Source organism: Mammaliicoccus sciuri (genome assembly GCF_002901825.1).
Classification (GTDB): Bacteria; Bacillota; Bacilli; order Staphylococcales; family Staphylococcaceae; genus Mammaliicoccus; species Mammaliicoccus sciuri.
Genome location: NZ_PPQD01000034.1, coordinates 255,538 through 268,457 on the forward strand (window position 1 = coordinate 255,538; position 12,920 = coordinate 268,457).

Sequence of the window (12,920 nt, forward strand, 5' to 3'; positions counted from 1 at the left end):
CATGAATATGTGCTAAGTAGTGTAATATTCCCCTTCGATATAACTTTCATATTAAGATAGTTGTACACTACAACAAAGGGGAGAGTATATGAAAAATTTAAAACGATACATATTAAGTGTAGTAGCAGTTTTATTATTAAGTTTCATAGCATTACCGTTTGAAGTTAACGCAAAGACAGATGGTCCGTCATCTAGAGTTATATTACCTAAAAATGATCGTACACAAATTACGAATACAACGTCTGCACATTATCAATCTATTGCATTCGCTGATATCGGAGGTACATCAATTGCATCAGGTGTTGTTGTCGGTAAAAATACCGTTCTTACAAATAAACACGTTGTAGATGCTACTAATGGTGATGCTTCTGTATTAAAATTCTCACCAGCAGCAAATGGCGATGGGAATTTCCCAGCTGGTACATTTACAGCAACTGATTATAAAGTAGCGCCAGGCGGTGAAGATTTAGCAGTTGTTACAGTGGGTAAAAATAGTAATGGTCAATCTATTGGTGACGCTGTTCAAGCAGCAACAATCGCTGATACATCTTCAGTTAAAAAAGGAGATGACATTACGGTAACAGGTTATCCAGGAGATAAACCTATCGCGACATTATGGGAAAGTAAAGGTAATGTATTATCTGCTTCAGGTAGTGACGTATCTTACGACTTAAGTACTTATGGTGGTAATTCAGGTTCACCAATCTTTAATTCAAATAGCCAAGTTATTGGTTTACATTATGGTGGCGTACCAGATAGCCATAACAGTGGCGTGCTTTTTAACAGCAACGTTCAACAATTTATACAAAGTAATTTAAAATAAAAAAACGATCATAAAGTGATAACTTATCACTTTATGATCGTTTTTTTATGCTTCCCCGTATACATCATCTACAATTTTCTTGAATGATTCATATGATTGATATTGTTTATCTAAATCATAAATATAGCTTACCGCCATAATTTCATCGACATTGTATTTCTTTTGGAAATCTATCAATTGTTGTTTTACAGTTTCTTCACTACCTATGAAAGAAGTGTTTGTTTTAGATTGTGCCATATATTTTTCCTGTGGAGACCAAATGTTTTCAAGTTGATCAGTAGGTGGTTGTAATGGCATGCGCGCATTTCTTACAATGCTTAAAAACATTAAGTGCATTGTTGAAGATAAATATGTCGCTTCTTCGTCAGTTTCACCGACAATAACATTTAAACAAACGGCCATATAAGGTTCATTTAAATATTCTGATGGCTCAAATAAGTCTCTATATATTTCGATTGCTTGAGACATTTGATCTGGTGCAAAGTGTGCTGCAAAGACGTATGGTAAACCTAATCGAGCAGCTAAATGTGCAGAGTCCGTTGAAGAACCTAACACATAAATCGGAATGTTTGTATCTACGCCTGGATATGGTCTTACATATGATTGTTGTTCTTCAGGACCGAAATATTGTAGTAATTGTTTAATATCATCACCAAATGTATATACACCTTTATGTGAATCTCTTCTTAGTGCAGAAGCGGTCATCATATCCGTACCTGGTGCTCGCCCTAAGCCAAGATTTAATCTATTTGGAAACATTGTAGCCATTGTTCCAAATTGCTCAGCAACAATAAGAGGTGCATGGTTAGGTAACATGATGCCGCCAGAACCAACTTGAATAGACTCTGTATGTTCAAGTGTATGTTGAATGAGTAGAGCAGTTGCAGAACTCACTAAATTTGGTGCATTATGATGTTCAGCAATCCAATAACGTTCATAGCCTAATTTTTCTACATTTTGAGCGAGTGATACCATATTCTTAATGGCATCTTGCTCCGTTTCACCTTTTCTAAGTGGAACTAGATTTAATGCAGAAACTGGGAATTTTGATTTCATTTTGTGACGCTCCTTACATAATTATATATTGGAAGTATATCAACTGTATTTATGTTGTACTATTTAATTGCTCAACAACATTTGACTATTGTGTTACTAAAAGTTATAATAAATGCAAATTTACAGAGAGGTGGCATCAATAATAGGCATGGATATCCAATAATTTTTTGCGCTAATAGAAAATAACGTAAAAAAACCATTGTGTTGCACAATGATGATTGGATAAGTATGTCTATAATATGATGTTGCCGTTACAAACCGAGAATAGTGTAATGGTGCGTCTTCATGTGTAATACATGGGTAGAGGAGGCTACATTATGCTATTTTTATTTGAAGAAAAAGCATTAGAAGTTGAACATAAAGTATTAATACCCGAGTTGACTTTTTCAATAGAGGACCATGAACATTTAGCAATCGTTGGTGTTAATGGTGTTGGAAAATCAACATTATTAAAAGTCATTCATCAAGATCAATCAGTTGATTCAGCGATGATGGAACAAGATTTAACACCTTATTATGATTGGACTGTTATGGATTATATAATTGAATCATATCCTGAAATCGCAAAGATTAGATTGCAACTTAATCATACAGATATGATTAATAAATATATTGAATTAGATGGATACATTATAGAAGGTGAAATCGTAACAGAAGCAAAAAAGCTCGGAATAAAAGAGGAACAACTAGAACAGAAAATTTCTACTTTAAGTGGTGGAGAACAAACAAAAGTATCATTTTTAAAAGTGAAAATGTCTAAAGCATCATTACTATTAATCGATGAACCAACAAACCACATGGATTTAGAAATGAAGGAATGGTTGACGAAAGCTTTTAAACAAGAACAACGTGCTATATTATTTGTATCTCATGACCGAACATTTTTAAATGAAACGCCAGATGCTATATTAGAATTGAGTCTTGATGGGGCTAAGAAGTATATCGGTAAATACGATAAATACAAACAACAAAAAGATATAGAGCATGAAACATTAAAGCTACAGTATGAAAAACATCAAAAAGAACAAGCGGCCATTGAAGAAACGATTAAAAAATATAAAGCATGGTATCAAAAAGCAGAACAAAGTGCTTCTGTGAGAAGCCCATATCAACAAAAACAATTAAGTAAGTTAGCGAAACGGTTTAAATCAAAAGAACAACAATTAAATCGTAAACTTGATCAAGAGCATATCCCAAATCCACATAAAAAAGAGAAAACTTTCTCAATACAACATCATAATTTTAAATCACATTATTTAGTTCAATTTAATCATGTTTCGTTTGCTTATGATAACCGGAAAATATTCGATGATGTATCATTCTATATTAAGCGAAATCAAAATGTTATTGTTGAAGGCAGAAATGGTACAGGTAAATCAACTTTAATCAAATTGATACTCGGTGAACTAGAGCCAACTAAAGGTGATATAACTGTTCATCCAGAATTAGAAATTGGATATTTCTCTCAAGATTTTGAGAATTTAAATATGCATCATACTGTCTTAGATGAAATATTAGAAATTCCTGAAATGAAAGAAGCAGATGCAAGAACCATATTAGCAAGCTTTTATTTTGATAAAGATAGGATAAATGATGTTGTTGAAACACTATCGATGGGTGAAAAATGTAGGTTACAATTTGTAAAATTATATTTTTCAAATCCTCATATTATGATATTAGATGAGCCAACAAACTATTTCGATATTGGCATGCAAGAAAAAATCATTCAATTAATACAATCATTTCAAGGTTCGGTCCTTATTGTATCTCATGATAATTATTTTAAATCACAAATTAAAGATCAGACTTGGACTATGAAAAATCATCAAATGACGCATGAAAATGTTCAAGTCAAAGATCCTATTAATACAGAATCTATGAAACATCATTTAAAAGAATTAGAACAATATACAGATGAAAGAAATCGTGAAACAGAGTTCTAGTCTTTTCATAAAAATGGTGCTAGAATAGGTACATTGAAAACTAAGAAAGGACGTTCAACATGAAAGTATATGCAGATTATGCAGCAACTACTCCAGTTAAGCCCGTTGTAACTGAAAAAATAACAGAAATATTATCTGAACACTTTGGTAATCCGTCATCTATTCATTCAATAGGGAGAGACGGTAGAAAGTATTTAGATCAATCAAGACGAGAGATTGCTACATTATTAGGTGCGAGTCCTCAAGAAGTTATTTTTACTAGTGGGGCAACAGAGTCTAATAATACAGCAATAAAAGGTATAGCACGAAAACGAAAACATATAGGTCAACATATTATAACGAGTAGAATAGAGCATCATTCTGTATTGCATGTCTTTGAAGAACTTGAACGTGAAGGTTTCGATGTTTCGTATATAGATGTAAATTCAGAAGGTATTGTCGATATTGATGCTTTGAGACAAGCAATCCGACCTGATACGACATTAGTGTCAATTATGTTAGTGAATAATGAAGTCGGCACAGTTCAACCTATGTATGATATTGCAGAAGTCATAGAAAATACCGATATCGTATTTCATGTTGATGCTGTTCAAGCTATCGGTCATATGCCAATTGAATTTGATGAAATGCCAATTGATATGTTAAGTATAACTGCACATAAATTTGGCGGACCAAAAGGAATAGGTGCATTGTTGGTTAAACAAGGTGTTCAGTTCGAAACGTTTATACAAGGTGGCGAACAAGAAGTAAAGCGAAGAGCAGGTACAGAGAATGTTCCATATATATGTGGTATGGCAACAGCACTGAAAGACGCTTATGAACACATGAATGAAAGTAATATCCATTTAATGAACTTGAAAGAAAAGCTCATAGTAGGCTTGCAACAACGTGCAATTCCGTTTGAATTGAATGGTAGTATGACAGATACGACTGGTCATATCACAAATTTATATTTCCCATTTATTGAAGTTGAAACGATGTTAACGTTACTTGATATGGCAAATATATATGTTTCAAGTGGATCAGCATGTACAGCCGGTTCAACATTACCATCACACGTACTAGAGGCAATGTTTGGTGAAGATAATAGAGTGAAGCAATCTGTAAGATTTAGTTTCAGCTCATTAACGACTGAAGAAGAAATTAATTATATCGTAAGTACGATAATGAAAATATATCAACAATTTAAGGAGGAAGAAAATGAATAATCAATCTACCCGCGTTGTCGTTGGGATGAGCGGGGGCGTAGATAGCTCGGTAACTGCACATATATTAAAAGAACAAGGTTATGATGTAGTTGGAATTTTTATGAAAAATTGGGATGACACAGATGAAAATGGTGTATGTACAGCTACTGAAGACTATAATGATGTCATTGAAGTATGTAACCAATTAGATATACCTTATTATGCAGTTAACTTTGAACAAGAATATTGGGATAAAGTATTTACGTATTTCTTAGACGAATATAAAAAAGGTAGAACACCTAACCCAGATGTAATGTGTAATAAAGAAATTAAATTTAAAGCATTTTTAAATCATGCACTTAAACTTGGTGCGGACTATGTTGCTACAGGTCATTATGCACGTGTCAATCGTGATGGTGATAAAGTAGAAATGCTACGTGGTGTAGATAACAACAAAGACCAAACTTATTTCTTGAATCAACTTACAAAAGATCAACTGTCTAAAGTGATGTTCCCAATTGGTGAATTAGAAAAAAGTGAAGTAAGAAGAATTGCTGAAGAACAAAACTTAGCAACTGCTAAAAAGAAAGACTCTACTGGTATTTGTTTTATTGGTGAGAAAAACTTTAAAACATTCTTATCTCAATACTTACCTGCTCAAAACGGTAAAATGCAAACATTAGACGGTGTTGACATGGGTGAACATAGTGGCTTAATGTATTATACAATTGGCCAAAGACATGGTCTTGGTATTGGTGGAGACGGAGATCCTTGGTTTGTAGTTGGTAAAAACTTAAAAGAAAACATTCTATATGTTGAACAAGGTTTCCACCACGAAGCATTATATAGTGACTATTTAATCGCTTCTGATATTTCATTTGTAAATGATCTTGATTTTTCACAACCGGTGAAATGTTCAGCGAAATTTAGATATAGACAAAAAGATACACAAGTAACTGTAGAAAAAATTTCTGACAATCAAATTAAAGTGATATTTGACGAACCAGTGCGTGCAATTACACCTGGTCAAGCTGTCGTATTATATGACGGTGAAGTTTGTTTAGGTGGCGCAACAATCGATGAAGTTTATAAAACAGAAAAGCAATTAGATTATATGGTATAAAATATATAGACTGAGATAAATTTATGTCTCAGTCTATTTTTATCTTTGTTATAATAGCAAGTAATGATATTTAAAGGAGTCACAACATGCATAGTGAAGAACAAATTGTTAAATTAATTCAAAATAAAAAATTCGACGAAGCATTGTCCCATTTATTTGAAAATATAGAAGAAGATCCGAAAGAAGTAACCAATTATATCAATGCAGGGACAATATTAGCAGAAGCAAATGATATTGAAAGAGCTGAGAAATTCTTTCAAAAGGCCATTACTATAAACGAAAGTCATGGTGGTGCTTATTATAGTCTTGCAAATTTATACTACAACCAACAGCGTTTTGACGAAGCAATTAAGTTATATCAACATGCGATAAAAAGAGGGCTTAATGATGCTGATACTAATTTTATGTTAGGAATGAGTTTCAACGAATTAGGTGCGCATACTGAAGCTTTGCCGTATTTAATGAGAGCTCATGAGCTAAATGAAGATGATGTAGAAATTGGATTCCAATACGGATTAACATTATGCCAATTAGAAATGTTTGATGAGGCCATTGTGCAACTTGAAAAAGTATTAGAAAAAGATTCAAAACATGTAGACGCATTATACAATTTAGGTTTGGCTAAATATATGAAAAATGAAAATGCTGAAGAAGCGCTTGTTTATTTTAGAAAAGCGGTCCACATTCAACCAGATCATTTATTAAGTGGTCATGCTATCAACATGTTTGAACAATTATTAGAAGAGGAGGACTAACATTGGAAAACTTATCTTTATTTGATCTTTCACATGTTAAAGGTGAAGTTATTAGAATTCTTTTTCAAAACAGTGATAACTATTATACCGTTATTAAAGTCGATGTGATGGATTCAAATGAAGATTTTGATCAAGAAGTCACAATTGTTGGTTACTTACCTCAAATAGTTGAAGGAGAAACGTACCTTTTCAAAGGTAAAGTGATAAACCATCCGAAATACGGTAAACAACTACAAGCCGAAACATTTGAAAAAGAATTACCACAAACAAAACAAGGTGTTATCCATTACTTATCGAGTGATTTATTTAAAGGTATTGGTAAGAAAACAGCAGAAACAATCGTGGACAAACTAGGTGAAGATGCACTTCAGAAAATTATAGATGACCCAGATGTCCTTAAAGAAATACCTAAACTCAACAAGCAAAAAAGAGATACGATTGCAGAATCAATACGTGAGAATCAAGCCATTGAACGTATTATGATTAAACTTAATGAACTTGGTTTCGGTCCGAAACTCGCGATGGCTATTTATCAATTTTATAAAGAAGAAACACTTAATATTATTAAACAATCTCCATATCGTTTGGTGATGGATATAAATGGTATAGGGTTTCAAAGAGCTGACCAAATAGCCGAACAAGTTGGAATTTCAAAAGATCATCATGATCGACTTGTAGCGGGTGTCAGTTACTTTTTAGACCAGCAATCATTACAGAATGGCCACACATTTTTACCTGTTGATATATTGGTTAACGGTGCATATGAATTGTTAAATCATAATCAACCTGAAGTTGTAAATAAAGATCAGATTAATGGTGTCATTATAGAAATGAGTGAGGAAAATAAACTTATTATCGAAAATGATAATTGTTTTTTACCTTCACTTTATTATTCAGAAGCGAAAAGTGTGCAAATCATTCATAGACTTTATCAACATCAAGATGAACTTAAAGAAATTGAGAAAAGTGATCTTCAATTACATATTGGTCAAATTGAAGATATGAATGATGTTTCATATGCAGATGGACAAAAATTAGCGTTAGAAACAGCCATTAATCATAAAATGATGCTTTTAACAGGTGGACCTGGAACAGGTAAGACAACAGTTATTCGAGGCATTTGTGAGTTGTATTCTGAAATACATGGTGTGAGTTTAAATTATGATGATTATCAAGAAGGAACAGACTTTCCAATTGTATTAGCAGCACCGACTGGTCGAGCAGCAAAACGTTTAAGTGAATCAACAGGACTAGAAGCGATGACGATTCATAGATTAATTGGTTGGAGTAAAGATACGCAACCGGATGATGTGTTAGATAATGATATTCATGCCCATTTAATCATTCTAGATGAAATGTCTATGGTAGATACATGGTTAATGTATCAATTTTTAAGAGCAGTCCCTGACTATGCCCAAATCATATTTGTAGGTGACGAAGATCAATTACCATCAGTTGGTCCAGGTCAGATTTTTAAAGATTTAATTGATTCTAAAGTGATACCGAGAGTGAACTTAACAGAAGTTTATAGACAACAAGAAGGATCATCCATCATAGATTTAGCGCATAAAATAAAAAATGGATTGCCTGTTTCTATCAATGAAAAACATCACGACCGCTCATTTATTCCGTGCAGTAGTAATCAAATTGCGACAGTCGTAGAAAAGGTTGTACAAGGTGCGGTTAATAAAGGGTATAATATGCAAGATATTCAAGTGCTAGCCCCAATATATCGTGGACCAGCTGGTATTAATAAATTGAATGAATTATTGCAAGATATATTAAATCCGAAAGATAAAGATACAAGATTTCTTCAATATGGAGATATTGAATATCGTGAAAATGATAAAGTACTTCAACTTATAAATCGTCCAGATGATAATGTATTTAATGGTGATATTGGTGTAGTAACAGGTGTTTATAAAGCAGAAGAAAATGCACTTGGTAAAGATGTTGTCATTGTGGATTATGAAGGGAATGACATAACATACACTAAACAAGATTTATCAGAAATTACACATGCTTATTGCTGTTCAATTCATAAATCACAAGGCTCGGAATTCCCAATAGTCATCATGCCTATCGTCAGACAATACTTTAGAATGTTACAAAAAAACATTCTATATACTGGACTAACACGTGCGAAACAGTCACTTGTCGTGTGCGGTGAAGAGCAAGCCTTTAACCAAGGTATCCAAACACTAGGTCATGAGAGAATGACATCGTTTGATACGAAATTAAAAATGTATTTCGATACTGATGTTGAAACGGATACTGAGTCTGAAACAGAAACTATACAAACGAAACATATTATTTTAACTGAAGATAATATGTTTGAAATTGATCCGATGATTAATATGAATGATAAATCGCCATATGATTTTATGAAATAATTGACATCTAAAAATCGAGTGATTATAATCAAATAGAATACAAAAAAGAAACCGAGTAAATAATTGGTTGTTTTAGAGACATGTTGGTTGGTGAGAAACATGACAATGATTATTGAACGCTACTTCTTTTATAAAAGTTTAATAAACTTAAAGTGATGACTTATAGTCATAACTAGGGTGGTACCGCGATACGTTCGTCCCTTTTTTAGGGGATGGGCGTTTTTTTTATTTTAATTGAGGAGTGAAGACAATGAAAAAATTAAAAGCTAGTGAAATCAGACAAATGTATATTGACTTTTTTGTTGAAAAAGGACATATGGTTGAACCATCTGCACCTTTAGTGCCGATTGATGACGATACTTTATTATGGATAAACTCAGGTGTTGCGACATTAAAAAAATATTTTGATGGTCGAGAAATCCCTAAAAATCCTAAAATTGTAAATGCTCAAAAAGCAATTAGAACAAATGATATTGAAAATGTTGGTTTTACTGCAAGACACCATACATTCTTTGAAATGTTAGGAAACTTTTCAATTGGTGATTACTTTAAACGTGAAGCAATTGAATATGCTTGGGAATTTTTAACGAGTGATAAATGGATGGCAATGGATCCAGAAAAATTATATGTAACGATTCATCCTGAAGATACGGAAGCATATGATTTATGGCATGACTTGATTGGACTTGAAGAAAGTAGAATTATTAGAATCGAAGGTAACTTCTGGGATATCGGTGAAGGACCATCTGGACCTAACACTGAAATATTCTACGACAGAGGCGACACATATGGGAAAGAAGATCCAGCTGAAGAAATGTATCCAGGTGGAGAAAATGAACGTTATTTAGAAGTGTGGAATTTAGTATTTAGTGAATATAACCATAACGCTGACCATACTTATACACCACTTCCAAATCAAAATATTGATACAGGCATGGGTCTTGAGCGTATGACATCTATTTCTCAAGATGTGCCAACGAACTATGATACAGACTTATTTATTCCAATTATCGAACAAGTCGAAGCGGTTAGTGGATTAAAATACTTAGAGAATAAAGAACAAGATATCGCATTTAAAGTTATTTCAGACCATATTAGAACAATCAGTTTTGCGATTGGTGACGGTGCGTTACCTGCAAATGAAGGTAGAGGATACGTATTAAGAAGGTTACTTAGAAGAGCTGTTCGTTTTAGCCAAACACTTAATATTAACGAACCATTCTTATATAAATTAGTTGATATCGTAGCAGATATTATGGAACCTTATTACCCAAATGTAAAAGCACAAAGTGATTTCATTAAAAAAGTTGTAAAATCTGAAGAAGAACGTTTCCATGAAACACTTGAAGAAGGTTTAGCAATTTTAAACACAATGATGGCATCAGCTAAGCAGCAAGGTAATGTATTATCTGGATCAGATGCATTTAAATTATATGATACGTATGGTTTCCCAATCGAGCTAACTGAAGAAATCACTGCACAAGAAGGCGTTACAATTGACAATAAAGGTTTTGAACATGAAATGCATCAACAACGTGAAAGAGCGAGAGCTGCACGTCAAAAGACGCAATCAATGCAAGTTCAAAATGAAGTGCTTGGCAGCATCAATACACCAAGTAAATTCGTTGGATATGACGTAACAGAAGCACAAACAGAAATTACAGATATTATATTTAATGATGAATTAGTTGATGAAGTTGAAAGTGGAGAAAACATCCAATTTATTTTAAGAGAAACACCATTTTATGCAGTATCAGGTGGTCAAGTAGCGGATAAAGGTATAATTCGTCATGATCAATTTGAAATTGAAGTGACAGAAGTTATAAAAGCACCTAATGGTCAAAATTTACATGCTGGACATGTGACATTTGGACAAGTTCATATTGGTGAAACTGTAGAAGCTATTGTTAATAAAGATGATCGTAAATCAATTATCAAAAACCACTCAGCAACTCACTTATTACATGCAGCTTTAAAAGAAGTTTTAGGTACGCATGTTAATCAAGCCGGTTCATTAGTTGAAAGTGATAGATTACGATTTGACTTCTCACACTTTGGCCAAGTTACACAAGAAGAATTAGAAACAATCGAAAAAATTGTTAACGAAAAAATTTGGCAAAACATTCCTGTAGTAATCGAAGAAATGCCAATAGAACAAGCTAAAGAAAAAGGCGCTATGGCATTATTCGGAGAAAAATATGGTGATGTTGTAAGAGTTGTTGAAATGTCATCATACTCAATTGAGTTATGTGGTGGTATACACGTACGTAACACAAGTGAAATTGGTATCTTCAAAATTGTTTCAGAATCAGGTACAGGTGCAGGTGTTCGAAGAATCGAAGCTGTAACAGGTAGAAAAGCATATGAAACATTAAAAGAAACTGAAACAATCCTTAAAGATGTTATGCAACATGTCAAAATTAAGGACCAAGCAAGAACAATTGAAAAAATCGAACAAATTCAACAACATAATAAAGACTTAGAAAAAGAAGTTCAACAAAAGAACAAAACAATTACTGAATTAAAATCAGGTAATATTGAAGACAGTGTTGAAGAAATTAATGGCATTAAAGTACTTTCACAATTAGTTGAAGCCGAAAATCCAAAAGTATTAAGATCCATCATGGATGATTATAAATCTAAAATGCAAGATACAGTTCTATTATTAGCTAGTGTCAATGGAGATAAAGTTTCACTAGTTTCTTCAGTACCAAAAGATTTAACGGATAAAGTTAAAGCTGGAGACATTATTAGAGAAGCTGCTCAAATTACAAACGGTAAAGGTGGCGGTCGCCCTGATATGGCTCAAGGCGGCGGAACAGATCCATCTAAAGTAACAGAAGCATTACAGTTTGTTAAAGACTACATTAAAACGCTATAATTTTACGTGTAATTAGAATATGATATAATTAATATTAAGTTAATGGAGTTAGGGAGTGTAAATAAAGATGAATAATTTTGATAAAACTATGAAATTTAACTATGATGATTTTCCAAAAGAAAATGTCAAAACAGTACTACAAAATGTTTATCGAACTTTAGAAGAAAGAGGCTATAATCCAGTAAATCAAATAGTCGGTTATTTACTTTCTGGCGATCCAGCTTATATACCTAGACACAACGAAGCAAGAAATCAAATAAGACGTTTAGATAGAGATGATATTATGGAAGAGCTTGTATCACACTATTTAAAGCAAGAAAATGAATTCAATGCTTAAAAACAGGATAATAGGTTTAGACGTCGGTAGTAAAACAATAGGTGTAGCTGTAAGTGATGCGATGGGTTGGACAGCTCAAGGTATAGATACACTCCGCATTAACGAAGAAAACGAAGATTTTGGAATTGACCAACTTATAAAAATCATTGATGAATATGATGTTGATACTGTCATTATAGGATTGCCAAAAAATATGAACAATTCTATTGGTCCTCGCGGAGAGGCATCCATTCAATTCAAAGATTTACTTCAACAAGAAAGACCAGAATTAAAAATGGTAATGTGGGATGAAAGACTAAGTACAGTTGGTGCTGAACGCACATTATTAGAAGCAGATGTTTCTCGAAAGAAAAGAAAAAAAGTAATAGACAAAATGGCAGCTGTATTTATATTACAGGGTTACCTAGATTCTATTAAATAAT

10 protein-coding genes and 1 other annotated feature are annotated in these 12,920 nt (G+C 33.0%); of the genes, 9 read left to right on the forward strand and 1 reads right to left on the reverse strand.

Going from position 1 to position 12,920, the window contains the following annotated elements; translation table 11 throughout:
- Positions 1-88 precede the first annotated feature (88 nt).
- Positions 89-823 (forward strand): trypsin-like serine peptidase, encoded by a 735-nt coding sequence (locus tag CD035_RS12660; RefSeq protein WP_048539655.1) that lies wholly within the window; start codon positions 89-91, stop codon positions 821-823.
- Between the two features lie 45 nt (positions 824-868).
- Here CD035_RS12660 and CD035_RS12665 read toward each other — a convergent pair whose 3' ends face one another.
- Positions 869-1,879, reverse strand: coding sequence for an LLM class flavin-dependent oxidoreductase (locus CD035_RS12665; protein ID WP_048539656.1), 1,011 nt, complete (start codon positions 1,877-1,879; stop codon positions 869-871).
- 317 nt (positions 1,880-2,196) lie between these two features.
- Between CD035_RS12665 and sal(A) the strand changes: the two genes are divergently transcribed.
- The 8 genes from sal(A) to ruvX all read left to right on the forward strand — a co-directional run bounded on the left by sal(A) (position 2,197) and on the right by ruvX (position 12,919).
- Positions 2,197-3,822, forward strand: a complete 1,626-nt coding sequence (gene sal(A) / locus CD035_RS12670) for an ABC-F type ribosomal protection protein Sal(A) (protein ID WP_048539657.1) — start codon at positions 2,197-2,199, stop codon at positions 3,820-3,822.
- Positions 3,823-3,881: 59 nt separating this feature from the next.
- Positions 3,882-5,030, forward strand: coding sequence for a cysteine desulfurase family protein (locus tag CD035_RS12675; RefSeq protein WP_048539658.1), 1,149 nt, complete (start codon positions 3,882-3,884; stop codon positions 5,028-5,030).
- Positions 5,023-6,132, forward strand: coding sequence for a tRNA 2-thiouridine(34) synthase MnmA (gene mnmA, locus CD035_RS12680; RefSeq protein ID WP_048539659.1), 1,110 nt, complete (start codon positions 5,023-5,025; stop codon positions 6,130-6,132). The genes CD035_RS12675 and mnmA overlap by 8 nt, the downstream gene beginning before the upstream one ends.
- An 86-nt stretch (positions 6,133-6,218) precedes the next feature.
- Entirely contained in the window at positions 6,219-6,887 is a 669-nt protein-coding gene (locus CD035_RS12685) for a tetratricopeptide repeat protein (protein ID WP_048539660.1), read from the forward strand.
- Positions 6,888-6,889: 2 nt separating this feature from the next.
- A complete protein-coding gene (recD2, locus tag CD035_RS12690; RefSeq protein WP_048539661.1) occupies positions 6,890-9,280 on the forward strand; it encodes an SF1B family DNA helicase RecD2 in 2,391 nt (796 codons plus the stop codon).
- Positions 9,281-9,319: 39 nt separating this feature from the next.
- Positions 9,320-9,485: a binding site (T-box leader), on the forward strand.
- A 45-nt stretch (positions 9,486-9,530) separates the two neighbouring features.
- Positions 9,531-12,161: an alanine--tRNA ligase gene (gene alaS / locus CD035_RS12695; RefSeq protein WP_048539662.1), complete on the forward strand. Its 2,631-nt coding sequence runs from the start codon at positions 9,531-9,533 to the stop codon at positions 12,159-12,161.
- 67 nt (positions 12,162-12,228) lie between these two features.
- Positions 12,229-12,498, forward strand: a complete 270-nt coding sequence (locus CD035_RS12700; RefSeq protein ID WP_037588397.1) for an IreB family regulatory phosphoprotein — start codon at positions 12,229-12,231, stop codon at positions 12,496-12,498.
- Positions 12,491-12,919 carry a Holliday junction resolvase RuvX gene (gene ruvX / locus CD035_RS12705; RefSeq protein ID WP_025904238.1) on the forward strand — a complete coding sequence of 143 codons (429 nt, stop codon included), beginning with the start codon at positions 12,491-12,493 and terminating at the stop codon, positions 12,917-12,919. Before CD035_RS12700 ends, ruvX begins: the two co-directional genes overlap by 8 nt.
- Position 12,920 lies beyond the last annotated feature (1 nt).